Origin of the sequence: Pediococcus pentosaceus (genome assembly GCF_001437285.1) — a bacterium.
GTDB lineage: Bacteria > Bacillota > Bacilli > Lactobacillales > Lactobacillaceae > Pediococcus > Pediococcus pentosaceus.
In genome coordinates, this window is the sequence record NZ_JQBF01000001.1 from 114503 (window position 1) to 132729 (window position 18227).

Below are 18227 nucleotides of genomic sequence, written 5' to 3' on the forward strand. Positions count from 1 at the left end.
GTAATTACAGTTAATTTCCAATTTATCAAATTACTGTATAATAGACTAAACGAGGTGATTATTATGCGACATATGAAAAAACCAGAAAAGCGCTCGTTTGGCTCAATCAATTCGGTGGTTTGGGTTATTCTCGCGTTAATCGTCGTGATTGCAGGGTATAAGTTCTTTTATCCTAATCACGTCACGAACACAACTTCATCTTCTGATAGATCAAGTAGTACAAAAGTGATCAAAGTTGAAGAAGGTAAATCAAGTTCATCTAAAGCACAATCTTCTTCAAAGAAGACTAAAAAGACTGAAAAGAAAATTTGGACTGACAAACAAGATTCAGAATTGGCAGCTTTCATTTCAAGTTGGCAACAAACCATGGGCCAAACTTACACAGGTACGAATGCTAACGCATCCGTTAGTTTCGATGGAGTAAGTTTCCCTGACTATCTCTCTAAGGGACAAATATATGTCAACCAGCAAGAGGTTTCCATGCAATGGACAAGAAGTGAAAAGGCAGACAGTGAATACAAGGTAGTAGCTGTATATACTGGTGACCAATACATGTACTTATTTACGTTCCATAATGGCCAACCAGAAGTATTAGTAACTTCTCAATCGGCTAGCGATGGAATGAACTTCAAGGTTACGGAAAATGCCGATTTAGTAGCCGAATTCCAAAAGGTTGCTGCAGAAAATACTGATAAATAAAAAGAACTACAACATAATTTTATAGTGGCCCTCAAAAGTTAGACTAAGACTCTAGCTTTTGGGGGTCGTTATGGTTTATGAGCTAAAATGGAATTTAAAGGTGAAAATAAAGTCATGTCAATTTCTGATAAAGTTAATTTGGCAGATTATTGAGCAATAAACTTTTTCAACTCTTGACTTAAAGTAAACTTTAAGTCGTATACTAAAACCTGCAGTATGGTTCCAAATTTGCAATAAACGATTCGGAGGTTTAGACAGGATGGAAGTCAAACAAGCAATTCAAAAGCGTCATTCCGTACGTCATTTTACGGATCAAAAAATAGATTCAAAGCAATTGAAAGAAATAATTGGAATTGCTCAAAAAGCACCTTCATGGGTCAATTCACAACCGCAAAAAGTTTATGTAGCTCAAGGTGAGACTTTGAAGGCTATTAGAAAGCAACAACAGGAATTGACAATTACAGGAGCAAAAACTAATTCGGATATTCCTCCAATGTCGCGGAAGCTCTGGTCTGAACAAGCTCAAAAGAACATGGCTGAATGGAGCCATGGCATACCAGCAGTTTTGGGAGATAATTGGCAAGAAACTTTGGGTAAAGAAGCCAGTCAGCTTTATAATGCTCAAGCTGTAGTTTATTTGACCTTACCAAAAGGATATACACCATGGTCTTTGTTTGATTTAGGTGCGTTTAGTCAAAATATTTTGTTGGCCACAACTGAACAAGGTATTGACTCGATTGTCGCATATAATTTTGTGAAGTATCCGCAGATTTTAAGAGAAGAGTTAAAGATTCCAGATGATGAGGAAATTATCGTTGGGATTGGATTGGGATTTGAAGAGGAACAGGCACAAGTAAACCGCATAACTTCTAAACGAATGGATACAGAATCTATTTTAAAAATTAAAAAATAAAAAAAGCGTTCAGAAAATTTTTTCTGAACGCTTTTTTATTCAAGTAAATTGACATCCGCAGATACTGCGCTAGATTGGTATGGAAAACGAGATTCAGAAAATTCAAAAGGGGTTCCATCTACTAAGTAACTAGTTTGGCTAATCACTAGGATTGGATCGCCCAACTTTTCACCCAGAAATTTAGCATCCTCTTCAGAAACTTTACGGGCAGTGATTTGTCGATGGGAACCAGCTAATTCTAAATGGTACTCATGTTCTAGGTATTGGTAAATAGATTTTTTTAAAACTTCTTCGGTTATTGTTGCAATTTTAGTTGGCATAATTGTTTGTTCATAACTATAAGCTTTTCCCTCGATAAAACGCGTCCGTTTGATGACGTAGACCGTCTCACCATCTTCTAGTAGAAGATTTTTCTTTTCGACTTCGTTAGCAATCCGAGCAGTCAAATGAATATATTTACTGGTGACTTTACTATGCGGATGAGTCGAGGTAGTCCCCAAAGGTTTATCAACATCGTTAGTAAATTCGTCATTCAAATGAGCATCTTTTCTAACAAACGTCCCGGCACCACGTTTGCTATAGATAAGCCCTTCAATAATTAGGGATTGGAGTGCTTTGCCAATCGTTATACGAGTAGTATTAAATTCTTTAGCTAATTGATTTTGATCCGGCAGTAAAGCTCCAGGTTTAATTTTTTGTTCAATAATTTGTTTGCGAATCGCTTGCGAGATTTTTTCGTATTTATACATATTGTTTAAAACTCCGTTCTAAGACGTTACCCTCATTTTAGCGTATCTTAAATACAATCACAATTTTTATAAAAGTATAGTCTTTTAAAATAAAAGTATTTACTTAAATAAAAAATAAAGCTATAATGAAAGCGAATTCAATTAGAGAGGAGCGTTATTTTGAAAGGAAAACTACCAGATAATTTTTTATGGGGAAACTCAACATCAAGCATGCAGACAGAAGGAGGTGTTCATGAAGGCGGTAAGGGACCATCAGTTTATGATACATATGAAGCAACCGAAACTACCTCAAACTGGGATGTTGCTATTGATAATTACCATCATTATGAGGAAGACCTAGATTTGATGGCTAATCAAGGAATGAATTGTTATCGTTTCCAAATATCATGGAGTCGTGTAAACCCTACCGGAGATGGGGATTTTAATGAAGAAGGTATCCAATATTATGACAGATTAATTAATGATTTACTGAAACGTGGAATCAAGCCGATGATTTGCCTGTATCATTTCGATATGCCATTACATTTAGCGGAAAAATACAACGGCTTCATGAGTCGCCACGTGGTTGACGCATTTGTGCGTTTTGGTAAGAAAATGGTGGACTGCTTTAGTGATCGTGTGAAACTATGGGTAACCTTTAATGAACAAAACTTATATTCACAGACAGAAGCTTTCCACATTGCAGGCTATTTGAAAGGTGACCAAACTGACGAAGAACTCCAGTTAATTGCCCACCACGTAATGACCGCCCATGCCCAAGTCGCTAATTATGTGCACGAAACTAGTGACGCTCAAATTGGAGGGATGTTAGCATATGTGGAATCTTATCCTAAAAATTGTCGTCCGCGTGATGTTTATGTGGCCCGCCAAATTGATGAATTTTTGAATCGTAATTTATTGGAGGTTTGGGTACATGGCCACTACTCGACTGAAGTTACCCAATATATCAAGAATCATCATTTTGATATCGATTTTACAGAACAAGATCAAATAGCATTTGAAAAATTGAAGAGTGATTTTATTTCGTTTAGTTATTATGCAAGTAACGTTGTTGATTCAACCAAAATTCCACAGGGAACGATGCCTAATCGTTATCTAGATTATGGAGGGGTCGAAAATCCATATTTAAAGGCTACAGATTGGGGATGGAACATTGATCCATTAGGATTCCGTGATGTTATCACTAAGACTTACAACGAATACGGTATTCCCATGTTTCCAATTGAAAATGGTATCGGTTATCGTGAAATATTCGATGGGACAGAGATTCAAGATGATTACCGAATTGAATATCATCGTGATCATATCCAAGCGATGATTGATGCGGTTGTGGAAGATGGTGTCCCAGTCTTAGGTTATCTTGGTTGGGGATTAATCGACATTCCTAGTTCTTCTGGAAATATGGAAAAACGCTATGGGATGGTGTACGTAAATCGTGGAAACCACGAGTTACGTGATATGAAACGGGTCCCTAAGAAGAGTTATAAATGGTTTAAAAAAGTTATTGAAACTAATGGGAACGATTTAGAAAATGATCTTTAATGGGAGGATTTAAAATGGGTAGTTCGAACAAAGAATCAGTCAATGATAAGATGCAAAATTCTAAATTCATTGCTAAGTTCACTGAAATCTCAGTTAAAGTCGGAAACTGGGTGTATCTCCGTTCACTCCGTGACGCTTTCGCTGTCATTTTACCAATGTTTATTGTAGCCGGGATTGGGGTACTGTTAAATAACGTTGTCTTTACCTGGTTTTTGAGTGGGGATATGCTGACAAAATTCCAAGTGATTGGAAACGCCATTGTTAATGGGACGTTAAATGTAGCCGGAATTTTAGTTGCGCCAATGATCGGTTATAGTCTTGCTCGTAATAAAGGCTTTAATAATCCAATTGCGGCTGCTGCGATGTCTTTAGCAAGTATTTTCATCCTAATGCCAGGAAGCATTCAGTTAGGAACGGTTGCTTCAGCAGGGGCAAAAATGGCGACGGTCACAGGTGGACTTAGTTATTTGAATACGGGAACGCAAGGAATGTTTGGTGGGATTTTTGTTGGGCTAATTGCAACCGGCCTCTTTATCAAACTTGCCTCGATTAAAAAATTACAAATTCACTTAGGGGAAAATGTACCACCAGCAGTTTCTGCTTCATTTAGTGTTTTAATTCCAGCCATTTTATTAATGTCGTTTTTTGCTATTATTGCAGCGTTGCTCGCAGGATTTTTCAACACCGATTTAATCAACTTAATTAAAACTTGGATTCAAGAGCCTTTACGAGGTTTTAACACAAGTATTGTGGGTTACTGTGTAATTTATACTTTAGCTAATTTCCTTTTTGGTTTAGGTATTCATCAAACCGTATTATCAGGTGCATTGCTTGATCCCCTTGTATTAGTTAATATGAACGAAAACATGACTGCTTATGCACATCACCAAGCCATTCCAAATATTATTACAACTTCATTTGTAAGTAATTACACCTTAATCGGTGGTTCAGGTAGTACGATTGCGTTGATTATTGCTATTTTAATTTTTAGTAAAGCTAAATCTTCTCGTCAAATTGCTGGTTTATCGTTGGCACCAGGAATCTTTAATATTAATGAGCCGATGATTTTTGGTTTTCCAATTGTCTTTAATTTACCTTTGATTATTCCATTTGTTTTATTCCCGGTTGTTGGGAGTTTGATGGGTTACTTTGCTACACTTTGGGGCTGGGTCAGTCGAACAGTAGTATTAGTACCATGGACAACTCCTCCTTTAATCGGACCATATCTTTCAACAGCCGGAGACTGGCGCGCAGTTATTTTACAAATCTTAATTATTGTGGTCGGAGTATTCTTATACTTACCATTCTTGAAGATTAGTGAACGTGTTTCTGAAATTCAAGCTGAAGAAAATCTATAATTGGTCAAAAAATCAACAAAAAAATCAAAACCTCAAACTAATTATCAGAATTAGTTTGAGGTTTTTTAGTCTTTCGAAGCTAGTCTTTTTATCTTATAAAAATTAACAACTTTGCCCAAATATGTAAATTTAATGTTGAGGTTTGAACAAAATTGCACAAAACCAAAATTCAATTTAAAACATTTTAAACCCAAAAAATAGCCCTAAAACGGTTCAAATGTGCTATCATAAAGATGTACTTAGAAAGCGCTTCCATTAGCGTGATAAGGGGGTTTAGATTGTGCGATACGTCACATACATGGGAACAGATGCGTACACTAATATTGCAACGGACACATGGCTACTAAATAATTTAAATGCCAAGGAACCAGTTTTTGCACTTTGGCAGAATAATAATGCTATTATTGTTGGTCAGAATCAGAATACTTTTGGGGAAGTTAACCAAGATTTTGTTGATGAACACCAAATTGAGGTTGTCCGACGAGTGACGGGCGGTGGCGCAGTTTACCATGATTTAGGTAATCTGAACTTCACCTTATTTGTACCAATTGAATCAGCAGCAAATGTTGATTTTAAAAAGTTTTCTGAGCCCGTATTAAGAGCTTTACATACTTTAGGGATTGATGCCGAGGCTTCCGGTCGAAATGATCTGTTAGTCAATGGTAAAAAAATCTCTGGTGTAGCCCAGCGCTATGCCAAAGGATACTTAATGCATCATGGAACATTGCTGTTTGATAGTAATGTGGATACCATGGTTCGTTCCTTAAATGTAGCGGATGAAAAGTTCATTTCAAAAGCTGCTAAATCGGTCCGAAGTCGAGTGGGAATGATCAAAGATGCAGCTCCAAAAGGGTTAACCCTTCAAGATTTCTGGGATGCGGTTCAGTACGAATTAACCGATCACGGGAAAGACCAAGAGATTGTGTTAACTCCGCAACAAAAACAGGAGATTATCCAACTAACGGCTGATAAGTTTTCAACTTGGGACTGGAATTATGGTCGTTCACCAGAATTTAACTTTAAGAACCATGCTAAATATGACGGTGGAATTATCGATGTTCAAGTCCAAGCTGAGGGTGGAACCATACGTGATATCAATTTCACGGGCGATTTCCTTGGTTTACGCGATTGGCGCGAAATCAAAGACCAATTTATTGGGTTACCATTTGAAACTGCAGAGATTAAGACCGTCTTTGAACGTAACCATGAAGGCCGGTACTTCGGAAACATTACGGATGATGAATTAATTAAATTATTTGAAGCTTAGGAGGTTTAGTTATGGCTGTAAAAGATGACAATAAACAAGTGTTAGATTTCAATCTTCAAATGGAAAAACAAACAGACAGTTTTCCAATGCTACAAGTTCTAAACAATGATGGTGAGATTGTAGACGAGGATGCCCTTAAAGAGGCTGGTTTGAACGAAGATCAGCTCGTTGAACTTATGAAACAGATGGTATTTAGCCGTGTACTACATGAACGTTCCACTAAACTAGCAAAACAAGGACGCTTAGGTTTCTATGCTCCAACAATTGGGGAAGAAGCCTCTCAAATTGCTTCAAATTATGCGTTTGAAAAAGGAGATTGGCTTTTCCCAGGTTATCGTGATATTCCGCAATTAGTAATGAAAGGTTGGCCAATTTATAAGGCTTTCTTGTGGTCACGTGGCCATTATGAAGGAAATGAATTTGACGATGTTAATGGCTGGATGCCACAAATTATTATCGGTGCTCAATATGTTGAAGCTGCTGGTGCAGCCCTAGGTTTGAAGATGCGTAAACAACCTAATGTGGCTTATGCCTACACTGGTGATGGTGGTACTTCGCAAGGTGATTTTTACGAAGGAATGAACTTTGCTGGCGCATATAACGCACCCGCCGTATTCTTCTCACAAAATAATGAATACGCTATCTCAACACCACGTAAATTACAAACTAAGGCTCCTCATCTAGCAGCTAAAGGTTGGGCAGCTGGTCTTCCAAGTTTGGTTGTGGATGGAATGGATCCAATTGCAATGTACCTAGCATCCAAGAAGGCGCGTCAATGGGCAGTTGATGGTAATGGACCTGTATTTATTGAAACAATTACCAATCGTTTGGGTGCACACTCGATGTCTGGTGATGACCCACTTCGTTACCGTACTCAAGAAGAAATTGACGAATGGACCAAGAAAGAACCACTTATTCGTTTCAGAAAATATCTTGAAGGATTGGGCCTCTGGTCTGAGGAAATTGAAAATGACTGGACCGAAGTGGTTAATGAACAAATTGATGACGGCGTAAAACAAGCAGATGGAATCGATAAACAAAAGATTTCAGACTTTATTGAACAAACTCTAGAAGTCCCAGGACAAGCTGCACAAGAACAAATTAACAAATTTAGAGGGGAGGGCAAGTAATCATGGCACAAAAAACATATATTCAAGCGATTACTGAAGCTCAAGATTTAGCTCTTGCTAACGATGAAAATGTAGTTATCTTTGGTGAAGACGTTGGTAAAAATGGTGGTGTATTTAGAGCTACGGATGGTCTTCAGGCGAAATATGGTGAAGATCGGGTTTTCAATACCCCACTAGCTGAAAGTGGAATTGGTGGAATGGCAATTGGGATGACAACCCAAAACTACCGTCCAATTATGGAAATCCAATTCTTCGGCTTTGTATATGAAGTTATGGATTCACTTGCAGGACAGATGGCACGTGGACGTTTCCGTTTCCATGGAACACGTACATTTCCAATTGTGGTTCGCTCTCCTTATGGCGGTGGAACTAAGACTCCTGAAATGCATGCGGACTCCTTGGAAGGTTTAGTAGCTCAAACACCTGGTCTACGAGTAGTTATGCCAGCTACTCCAGCAGATGCTAAAGGATTGTTACTATCAGCTGTTGAAAGTAATGATCCGGTAATCTTCCTTGAAAATCTCCGTTTATATCGTTCAATTCGTGGCGATGTGCCAGAAGGTTACTATACCACACCATTGGATAAGGCCAATGTGATTCGTGAAGGTAAGGACGTATCAATTATCACCTATGGTGGAATGGTACATACAAGCTTAGCGGCCGCAGAAGAACTTGCTAAAGACGGCATTGACGCTGAAGTTGTAGATTTGAGAACGGTTAGTCCACTCGATCTCGACACAATTGGAGAAAGCGTTGAAAAGACTGGTCGAGTTGTTGTAGCTCAAGAAGCACAACGGCAAGCTGGTATTGGTGCGATGGTAATGAGTGAAATTAGTGAACGCTTCATTATGAGTTTGAAAGCACCGATCGGACGGGTAGCTGCTCCAGATTCAGTATATCCATTTGCCCTTGCTGAAAATGAATGGTTACCAAAAGCAGACGATATCATCGAAAAAGTTAAGGAGGTCGTGAACTTTGACTGAAATTTTTAAGATGCCAGATATTGGCGAAGGAATGGCTGAAGGCGAAATTGCAAACTGGTTAGTAAAAGTCGGCGATACGATTAAAGAAGAAGATGTAGTAGCTGAAGTTCAAAATGATAAGCTATTACAAGAAATCCTTTCTCCTTATGGTGGAAAGATTACAAAACTTTTCGTAGAAGCGGGAACGGTAGTTAAGGTTGGCGAACCATTGATTGAATTCGACGGTGACGGAAGTGGCGCTGGTGCTGAAAGTGAAGCACCTAAAGAAACACCAGCATCTACAGAACCGGAACCAGAATCAAGCGCACCAGTTGACCAAACTGCACCTGAAGTAACCAAGGTAGGTGCAGAATATACTTCAAATGGACAATTGTTAGCAATGCCATCTGTACGAGAATATGCTAGAAAAAATGATATTGATTTAACTCAGGTGCCAGCAACTGGACGGCATGGACATATCACCATGGCTGATGTGGAGAACTTTAAAGCAAGTCCTGCATCAGCACCTACAGCAAGCCCAGCCCCAGCTGCTTCAGTTCCAGAAACAGAATCAGAAAAGGCGCCAAGCGCCCCAGTTACTCCGGCTGCGCCAGCTGAAGTTAAAGCTGGACGGGTACCATTGTCACCAGTTCGTAAAGTAATTGCTAAGACTTTAACTAACCAAGTTCAAACGATTCCACATGTAACAATCATGGATGAAGTAGAAGTTTCTAAGTTAATGGATCTTCGTAACCAATTTAAGGAACAAGCTAAACAAAAAGGCTACAAACTAACATATATGCCATTTATTGCGAAAGCCCTTGCTGGGGCAGCCCATAAGTACCCTGAACTTAGTGCAATGGTTGATATTGAAAAACAAGAAATCGTTTATTACGAAGATACAAATGTCAGTTTCGCAGTTGATACTGATAATGGACTTTTCGTACCAAACGTTAAGAATGTTAAATCAAAATCAATTATGGAAGTTGCGCAAGAAATTGATGACATGGCCATCCGTGGTCGTGCCGGTGATTTGAAGCCTAATGAACTTAAGGGTGGCACAGTTACTATCACCAATATTGGTTCAGAAAGTGGAAGTGGATTCTTTACACCAATTATTAATCCAGGTGAAAGTGCAATTCTTGGAATTGGACGAATTCGTAAGACTCCAGTGGTTAACGAAGATGGTGAGTTAGCAGTTGGAAATACATTAAAACTATCACTTAGCTTTGATCATCGTTTAATTGACGGTGCTCTAGCACAAAAAATTATGAATGAGCTGAAGGCACTTTTGAGTAACCCTGCCTACATGCTAATGGAGGTGTAGTCATGGTAGTTGGTACACAAGCAATTAACGTTGACACTTTAATTATTGGATCTGGTCCTGGTGGATACGTTGCTGCTATTCGAGCAGCTGAATTAGGACAAAAAGTTGTGATTGTTGAACGTGATTATATCGGAGGAGTTTGTTTGAATGTTGGATGTATTCCATCTAAAGCTTTGATTCAAGCTGGACATCTCTATTCAACTTTACAACATGGTAATCCATTTGGAGTTTCGGTATCAGAATCTAAAATTGATTTCACTAAAACTCAAGAATGGAAACAAAATCAGGTTGTTAACAAACTAACTGGTGGAGTGGAACTCTTGCTTAAGAAACACAAAGTTGAAATTGTGCGAGGAGAAGCTTACTTCAATGATAACGAAACGGTTAACGTAATCAACGGAGATGATTCCCATGTATATCGCTTTAAGAGAGCTTTGATTGCCACTGGTTCTCGTCCAGTTGAAATCCCACACTTTAAGTTTAGTGGTCGAGTAATTGATTCCACTGGAGCCTTGAACTTAAAAGATGTTCCAGAACATCTCATCATTATTGGTGGTGGGGTGATTGGAGCGGAACTGGCTGGAGCTTACATGAACCTTGGTTCAAAGATTACCATCATTGAAGGTTTGGATCACATTTTAAATGGATTTGATGGTGAATTAATTCAGCCAGTTTTGAATAACTTTAAGAAAAATGGAGTCGAAATTGTTACTGAAGCTACAGCGGTTGAGGCAAACCAAACTGACAAAGATGTTACAGTAACCTATGAAGCTGATGGAACAACCAAGACGGTTACCGGAGACTACTGTTTAGTTTCAGTAGGCCGCCGTCCTAACACAGATCAACTTGGTTTGAATAATACCAATATCAAGTTAAGTAAGCGTGGTTTAATTGAAGTTAATGATTCCATGCAAACATCAGTTAAACATATTTATGCTATCGGTGATGTGGTCGCTGGACCAGCTTTAGCGCATAAGGCTAGTTTTGAGGCTAAGGTGGCAGCTGCTGCTATGGGTGGCAAAGATGCTCATGATACACATTATGTTTTGCCAGCCGTTGCTTACACAAACATTGAATTAGCAACTGTAGGTGAAACTCCGCAATCTATTGCTGAAAAGAAGTTGGATGCTAAATCAAGCAAGTTCCCATTTGCTGCTAGTGGACGTGCCATGACTATGGACCAAACAGAAGGCTTTATCCGTCTAATTACGGATAATCCTACTGGCGGTATTATTGGAGCCCAAATTGTGGGTCCGGAAGCTTCTAATTTGATTTCTGAGCTAACTTTAGCGATTGAAAATGGATTAACAATTAAAGATATTGAATTAACCATTCACCCACATCCAACATTGGGTGAAGAAATTATGGATGCAGCAGAATTAGCTGCAGGACTACCAATTCACGTTTAAAAAGAATTTGAAATATATTACAGTCATAAGATAAATAAACGGACCGATTCCCGACATGCCAGCTAAGGAATCGGTCTTTTGGCTTTTATATTTATCATGATTTTGATTATCCATTTAATTTGGTGGTTTTCACTAAGAAAAAAATGATTTGTAATAAAAATAAACTCACTTATTTTGAATTTTAACTTCAAGATAAGTGAATTTTTTTGTCCAAACCTGTTGACTTTAAAATAACAGGTGGTATGATTAAGCTGTTAATAATAAAAAAACAGCTTAAGGAGAATTATGAATATGAAATATGCAATTACTGCTGCAACAGGAAACTTTGGACAAATCGCGATAAAAAAATTAATTGATTTAGTAGGAACCGACAACGTAATCGCCATTGTTAGAAATCTAGAAAAAGGTCAAAAGCTACTTCCTAAAGGTGTAGAAATTCGTCAAGGTGATTACGATGATGTAACTACAATGGAAAAAGCTCTGAAAGGGATTGATCGAGTGCTCTTTATTTCTTCGCAACCAGGTGGTAAAGTAGCTCGAGGAACTCAACACCAAAATGTTGTAACAGCAATTAAAAATGCGGGTGTTGATTTTGTAGCTTATACTAGTTTTCCAAATGCTCAAGCATCAACCAGTGCTTTAGCAAACGACCATCGATTAACTAGAAACTAATTGAAGAACAAGGAATCAAACACTCATTTCTACGCAACAACTGGTATCTTCAAAATGAAATGGGCTTTTTACAAAGTGGTGCTAATAATCAAACAGCAACCTACTGGACAGATCAACAAGCTGGATGGGCTTTAGAACGTGAGTATGCTGAGGCTGCTGCAAAGGTAATTACGCTAGAAAATCCAGATGCTATCTATGAATTTGCTGGTAAAATTCGTTCGTATGCTGATTTGGGCGCAGCCCTTCAAACAGCAACTGGAAATAATTTTGAAGTTAAGCAGGTTTCGAGGGATGCCTATCAAGCTCAACTTCAAGCGGGAGGCCTAGATGCAGATACTGCGGCACTATTTACTTCGTTTCAGGCTCCAATTGAAGATGGCTCTCTCAGTCATCAATCAGATAGTTTAGTAAAAGTTTTGGGTCGGGAATTAACTAGTTTACCAGAGGCTATTAACGAAATTTTAAATTAGGTGGTAACGATGAAGTATTCCTATAAGTTAAGCGATGCAATCCATATTTTGACGTACTTAATTATTTATAAGGACGGCGACTTATCAAGTAAGACCATTGCAGATAGTATTGAATCCAATGCTAGTACTGTAAGAAATTTGATGTCGGATTTACGAAGTGCGGGACTAATTACGACAAAAGTAGGGAGTGCTAGCCCAGCGTTAAATGCTCGTCCGAGTGAGATTAGTATTTTAGATGTTTATAAGGCGGTGAATATGGATCATAACCTCTTGCATATCGACCCTAAGACAAATCCACAGTGTGTTGTTGGTGGCAGTATTCAAGACGTATTAGATGATGCATACGCTGAAATACAGCAAAGTGCTTTTCAAAAAATGGATGAAATAACGATTGCTGATATTACTGAAGGTATTTTGCAACGACAACAACAAGATTAAAAGTTACGGAATGGTGATGGCATCAAAATTTAGTTAACATGGCTATTTTCAATTACTTAGTAACAAGTTTTAACAATTTTCGAGGTACAATTATAAAATAAATAACATTATTTTAAAGAAGGGAATGGTACCAAAATGAATAAAACAATGTGGTCAATTGGATTTCAAAAACATTTACCCATCGATGAAGAAGCAAGTTTGTTTCGTTTTGAAACGGCGGTTCCTCAGCCTGAAGGACGCGATCTACTGGTTAAAATCGATGCAGTATCAGTAAATCCAATCGATGTGGCGGTGCGTAAAAATGGAACTGAAACTTTAGACGAACCTAAAGTGATTGGTTGGGATGCAGTTGGAACTGTGGTAGCTAAAGGCGCATCAGCTGGATATTTTGAAATTGGTGACCGTGTGTTTTATGCTGGTTCATTCAAACGGGCCGGAAGCGATGGTGAATATCAGCTAGTAGATGAACGGGTGGTGGGACATGCCCCCGAAAAGCTTAGCAATGCTGAAGCAGCTGCGATGCCATTGACTTCATTAACGGCGTGGGAAGCATTATTTGAACAATTAGAAATTGATCGAGAGGATGTGCAAGGAAACGCCGATAAGTCGATTCTAATTATTAATGGGGCTGGTGGCGTAGGTTCCATTGCAACCCAATTAGCCCAAAAAGCCGGTTTACATGTGATCGCCTCGGCTTCTCGTCCAGAAACTATTGAATGGTGTCTAAAACATGGCGCCGACGAAACCGTTAATCATCGTAATAACTTGATTGATGAAGTTCGTAACTTAGGTCATCAATACGTAGACTATATTTTAGAGTTAAACAATATTGATGCTCATTGGGATGAAATGGTCGAGCTGATTAAACCGAATGGCAGGATAGCTTCAATCACTCAAAACCATGAACCGGTAGATTTGAAAGCACTAAAACGTAAACGGGTTACTTTTGCTTGGGAATGGATGTACACGAAGTCCTACTATGAAACACCAGACATGGAGACTCAGCATGTATATTTGGACGAAATTGCTCGTTTATTAGATGCTGGAGAACTGATTTCAACCTTGACTAAGCAATTATCCCCAATTAACGTGGAGAACCTAAAACAGGCGCATAAGCTGGTTGAGGGAAACCATATGATGGGTAAAGTGGTAGTTGAGAATTTAGAAGATTAACTCTAAAAATTTGTTTGAATAAATCAGGTACTATAAAAAGCTGAATCAAGAACTTTTCTTGATTCAGCTTTTTTAGTCGTCAAAATCTTCGTCATGGTCTTGAATTTCAAATTCATCTAAAAAATGCTGGAAACTAACTGTTTTGGAATACTTTTTATAGAGGTTATCGACACTGGTATTATCTTGTTTGGTTGTATAAAGCACCTTGTTGTTATCGATAGTAATATGGGCTTTTTGTTCAAAATAATCATTTTGCTCAGTTCCCGCATCGAAAGCAATTTTTTTATTATCAGTATCTTCTACAACATTTCTTGCGCTGGGTTCGATGTCATCGTTAAGCTTTTCAAGTTGGCCATTGGATTTCATCAAATGGTAAGTAGCCAGAGCGATAGTAGTGGCGTTTGTACGTTGAACTTCATGGACGCGGGCAGGTGAAGAAGCTTTTTCAGTAGCTGGTGCTGTGGCTGATTTTTTGTCTGCACAACCAGCTAATCCAACCAGTGAAAAAGATGCTAAGGTAATCAAAAATACTTTAGATAATTGATGCATGCTGAGTCCCTCCGTTTCGACTAAAAGGCTTACTTTATACATAAATTATACTAAAGTATTTAATTTGAACCTATTTTAAAGGCTTGTAGTTATTTGGTTTGGTAGTAGATTTTACTATCTGCGAGCAGATAGGGATAGATTAACATTTTCTCCAAGTAGATAAATTACGACGGCGCCGATTAGCATCACGCCTAGTTCTCCAAGACTAACCGTTCCCCAAGTATAGAAAAATGGAACTTTCAAAACATAGGCGAGCTCAATAGCAACTAAAAAGCCCATTAGAACAGTAGTGATGGCAACACAGATGCCCATCTTTACCTTCGTATCGCTAAATTTACGAATGACTAAGTAAACAATTGAAAGCGTAACGATAGTTGTGAGGGTTCCCCATGTAATATCGATAATTCCTAAAGATGATTGCATATTGGAAATTAAGACTCCCAACGAAATGCCCCAGATATAGCGTTTGTCATAAATCACTAAGCAGTTTAACATTTCAGCTAAGCGAAACTGAATTGGACCAAAGCTAATAGCAGAAAAGACAAATGTAATTGCCACATAAAGAGCGGCAATCATGGCAGATAAAACAATCTCACGGGTGTTTATTTTAGAACTAGACATATTAAATTCTCCTTTATAACGTAAACGTCACTAATTTTACTATGACCAAAGGAACCCAAAGAATGGGAGAAGTGTCATAGGTGGAACAAAATTTCTAACAGAATTCTATCATAACAGTTTCGAACTAATTACAAAAGGTGTTGAAGTTCAGATGAAGGTTAAAATTGTCGAACAAAGCCAAAGAAAGCCTTTACATTTTAATGAAAATGAATCATGCTAAGACTGTACAAAAATAAGGAAGGGGAACTAAATTCATATGATAAAGTTAAAAAACGATCGTCTCGAAGTTGAAATTGATAATATGGGAGCTCAATTGACTCATGTTATTGGAAACGAAAGTGGCTACGACTATATTTGGAATGGTGATGCTTGGAAGAAACATGCACCTATTCTATTTCCAGCGATTGGTAAGTCAAATAACGATGAATATGTAGTAGATGGTAAGACATACCGAATGCCCCAACATGGATTTGCACGAGATTTTGATTGGCAGAAAGTTAATCAAGCAGAAAATCGAGTGATGTTAGAGTTAAAGTCAAATGCTAAAACAAAGGAAATGTTCCCATTTGATTTTACCCTTCAAGTTGAATACAAATTAGATCAGAACCAGCTTTTGATTGGATATCGGGTGATTAATAATGACCATCGGATGATGCCATATGCTTTAGGATCTCACCCAGCTTTTAATCTTCCAATTGATGATGATGGTGTTTTTGAAGACTATCGCCTAACATTTGGACCAAAACAAAAACAAATTAAAAGACTCGGAGTGGGTCCCATTCCTTTCCGCGATGGAACTGAAGCTCCATATCCATCAATCCAAGCTAGTGAATTAGCTTTAAATCACGAAATGTTTGATGATGGACTTATTATTTTGAATGCTAAGAAGCTTGAAAATGTGACCCTTCATTCTAATCAAACTGCTCATGAAGTTAAATTGAACATCAAACAATTCCCATATCTAACGCTATGGGCGATGGAACATGAAACTCAACCGTTTATTTGCATTGAACCATTTGCAGGGCTTCCAGATCAAGCTAGCGACCAGCCAACGGACTGGAATAACAAGAAAGGCAATAACCTTCTTGAGGCTGGTGAAAGTCATACGTTTGAATACGGGATTGAATTTAAGTAAGACTAAAAAGATAGGTAATATAAAATGTCAGATCCAATCTGTTAGTTAGGAGGGTCTGGCCTTTTTATTCAGAGAGGTTAAGCATGGAAAGTTTCGAATTACATGTTGATCAAATTTTTTCGGATAATATGGTTTTGCCGGCGGGAAAATCATTTCAGATTAGCGGTGCGGGAAGAGCGGGTTCAACCGTAAAAGTAAAAATTGCTTCAGATATAAAGCGTGCAATTGTAAAACGCGATGGTCGGTGGACATGTCGCTTTGATCCAGTGATTGATACTAGAAGTTCATTTGAAGTTCAAATTGCAGATGATCGGGAACAAATCTTACTAAAAAAGGTGCGTTTTGGTCGAGTGATTTTAATGGCTGGACAATCCAATGTAGGCTTTCGGATGGCACAAGACCAGGATTTTGAGACTGAGGTAAATCATTTCACATTGAACAATATCGCCTATTATAACGTTCCGCAGCCTGCATTTTATTTCCAAAATGGACAAGTGGAAGTCTATCAATCAAAAACTACCCACTGGCATCAGTTAAAGGCTACTAATCTCGGACACATTTCGGCAATGGCTTTTTATGCAGTTAAGCGGATGGCCGAAGAAGATCCTCAGCTACCAATCGGGGTTGTTTGTTGTACTAAGGACGGGGCATTAGCTGCAACTTGGTTGTCGAAATCGACGCTTACTAGCCAACCACAGTTGATGGATGAAATCGTTCGTCCATTTGAGAAACAACTGCAAAATAAGCCCAACCGAGAGTTTGAAGAAGAGGTGAAATTATATCGTCAAAAAGTTCAGCGTCATAATCGACGAATGTATAAATTTATGAAAGATAATCCTAGTGTCCCATTGGGAATGGCTCTTAATATTGTTGGACAAACGCCTTGGCCACCACCGGTAACGCCAGATAGTTATTTAAAACCAGGTACCTTATTTAAAGCAATGGTATTAAAGATTAAAAATTATTCATTCGATCAAGTGGTTTGGTATCAAGGTGAGACAGATATTGAAACGCGTCATTTGTATGATGTGTTATTGAGGGAGATTATCAACGATTGGCGCAGAGTTTTCCAAGACTATTCGTTGCCATTCTATATTATTCAGTTACCAAAGTATGCTAACGTGCTTCGGAATGCTTGGGCAGAAATTAGGCAACAAATGCTGAAAGTGAGTCAAACTTTAGCGGCAGTTCACCTAGTTTCTATAACGGATACAGGGGAATTATATAATCCTCATCCGGTTATGAAAAGAATTGCTGGCACACGGCTAGGGAAAATTCTGGCAGGGACAACGTATTCAAGTACGCCGGTTTTTAATCGAATTATTAAAGATAAGAATCAAGTCCACCTTAAATTTAAAGGCGTCCAACACATACATGCTACCCAAAATTGCCATATTGAAGGATTAGTTAATGGTGTTTGGCAATCGATTCCAGCAAAGATTAAGGATGATCAAGTCGTTGTTGAGTTTCCTAACGGGACTACGCAAGCTCGATATGGATATAGTAATGCGCCAATCTTAACGTTATACAACGAACAAAATGATCCGATTGCTCCTTTTTTAATTAATTTAGATGAAGGTAATTTAATATAATCGAAACTTTGATTTGTAAAAAATCAAAGTTTTTTTATTACTAATTTATTGAACAAACCGATTTGAAAATGTCTATGAAGAATTTTTAATAAATAGTGATGATACTGGTGAAAATTGTAAATTTATACCATCTATACCAAAATATAAACGCGAAAAATTTAGTATAAAAATCCCATGAAAAAGGCATTTTTAGCGTCTATAACTTTGTTGACAAACTGGTA

Annotated in this window: 16 protein-coding genes and 1 pseudogene; 14 read left to right on the top strand and 3 right to left on the bottom strand. The window is 38.1% G+C overall.

Annotated features, from left to right (window positions below; all coding sequences use genetic code 11):
* Positions 1-63: 63 nt before the first annotated feature.
* Both IV86_RS00515 and IV86_RS00520 read left to right on the top strand, forming a co-directional pair.
* Positions 64-699: a DUF4767 domain-containing protein gene (locus tag IV86_RS00515; RefSeq protein ID WP_029257584.1), complete on the top strand. Its 636-nt coding sequence runs from the start codon at positions 64-66 to the stop codon at positions 697-699.
* A gap of 259 nt (positions 700-958) precedes the next feature.
* Positions 959-1612: a nitroreductase gene (locus IV86_RS00520; RefSeq protein WP_056979286.1), complete on the top strand. Its 654-nt coding sequence runs from the start codon at positions 959-961 to the stop codon at positions 1610-1612.
* A 35-nt stretch (positions 1613-1647) separates the two neighbouring features.
* On the opposite strand, the gene IV86_RS00525 is transcribed toward IV86_RS00520, so the two are convergent.
* On the bottom strand, positions 1648-2361 hold the full coding sequence (locus IV86_RS00525) for a GntR family transcriptional regulator (RefSeq protein ID WP_002834191.1): 714 nt from the start codon (positions 2359-2361) through the stop codon (positions 1648-1650).
* Between the two features lie 159 nt (positions 2362-2520).
* On the opposite strand from IV86_RS00525, the gene IV86_RS00530 reads away from it, so the two are divergent.
* The 10 genes and pseudogenes from IV86_RS00530 (at position 2521) to IV86_RS00575 (ending at position 14109) form a co-directional block, all read left to right on the top strand.
* Positions 2521-3903, top strand: coding sequence for a glycoside hydrolase family 1 protein (locus IV86_RS00530; RefSeq protein ID WP_029257582.1), 1383 nt, complete (start codon positions 2521-2523; stop codon positions 3901-3903).
* 14 nt (positions 3904-3917) lie between these two features.
* Complete coding sequence (locus IV86_RS00535) at positions 3918-5261, top strand: PTS sugar transporter subunit IIC (protein ID WP_011673871.1); 1344 nt, start codon at positions 3918-3920, stop codon at positions 5259-5261.
* Positions 5262-5541: 280 nt separating this feature from the next.
* Complete coding sequence (locus tag IV86_RS00540) at positions 5542-6528, top strand: lipoate--protein ligase (protein WP_036673200.1); 987 nt, start codon at positions 5542-5544, stop codon at positions 6526-6528.
* Positions 6529-6539: 11 nt separating this feature from the next.
* Positions 6540-7658 carry a thiamine pyrophosphate-dependent dehydrogenase E1 component subunit alpha gene (locus IV86_RS00545; protein ID WP_002834186.1) on the top strand — a complete coding sequence of 373 codons (1119 nt, stop codon included), beginning with the start codon at positions 6540-6542 and terminating at the stop codon, positions 7656-7658.
* A 2-nt stretch (positions 7659-7660) separates the two neighbouring features.
* On the top strand, positions 7661-8641 hold the full coding sequence (locus IV86_RS00550; protein ID WP_002834184.1) for an alpha-ketoacid dehydrogenase subunit beta: 981 nt from the start codon (positions 7661-7663) through the stop codon (positions 8639-8641).
* Entirely contained in the window at positions 8634-9947 is a 1314-nt protein-coding gene (locus IV86_RS00555; RefSeq protein WP_056979287.1) for a dihydrolipoamide acetyltransferase family protein, read from the top strand. The genes IV86_RS00550 and IV86_RS00555 overlap by 8 nt, the downstream gene beginning before the upstream one ends.
* 2 nt (positions 9948-9949) lie before the next feature.
* Entirely contained in the window at positions 9950-11356 is a 1407-nt protein-coding gene (lpdA, locus tag IV86_RS00560; RefSeq protein ID WP_002834182.1) for a dihydrolipoyl dehydrogenase, read from the top strand.
* Between the two features lie 291 nt (positions 11357-11647).
* Positions 11648-12498: pseudogene (locus tag IV86_RS00565) on the top strand (SDR family oxidoreductase).
* Between the two features lie 9 nt (positions 12499-12507).
* Positions 12508-12936: an Rrf2 family transcriptional regulator gene (locus IV86_RS00570; RefSeq protein ID WP_002834180.1), complete on the top strand. Its 429-nt coding sequence runs from the start codon at positions 12508-12510 to the stop codon at positions 12934-12936.
* A gap of 135 nt (positions 12937-13071) precedes the next feature.
* Positions 13072-14109, top strand: coding sequence for a zinc-binding alcohol dehydrogenase family protein (locus tag IV86_RS00575; RefSeq protein ID WP_133281356.1), 1038 nt, complete (start codon positions 13072-13074; stop codon positions 14107-14109).
* Positions 14110-14181: 72 nt separating this feature from the next.
* Here the strand turns inward: IV86_RS00575 and IV86_RS00580 are convergent, their stop codons facing one another.
* Complete coding sequence (locus tag IV86_RS00580) at positions 14182-14658, bottom strand: hypothetical protein (protein ID WP_002834178.1); 477 nt, start codon at positions 14656-14658, stop codon at positions 14182-14184.
* A 114-nt stretch (positions 14659-14772) separates the two neighbouring features.
* Positions 14773-15279 carry a QueT transporter family protein gene (locus IV86_RS00585; RefSeq protein ID WP_002834176.1) on the bottom strand — a complete coding sequence of 169 codons (507 nt, stop codon included), beginning with the start codon at positions 15277-15279 and terminating at the stop codon, positions 14773-14775.
* Positions 15280-15535: 256 nt separating this feature from the next.
* Between IV86_RS00585 and IV86_RS00590 the strand changes: the two genes are divergently transcribed.
* Positions 15536-16414: an aldose 1-epimerase family protein gene (locus IV86_RS00590; RefSeq protein ID WP_029257578.1), complete on the top strand. Its 879-nt coding sequence runs from the start codon at positions 15536-15538 to the stop codon at positions 16412-16414.
* A gap of 83 nt (positions 16415-16497) precedes the next feature.
* Positions 16498-18006, top strand: coding sequence for a sialate O-acetylesterase (locus tag IV86_RS00595; RefSeq protein ID WP_002834174.1), 1509 nt, complete (start codon positions 16498-16500; stop codon positions 18004-18006).
* Positions 18007-18227: the final 221 nt, after the last annotated feature.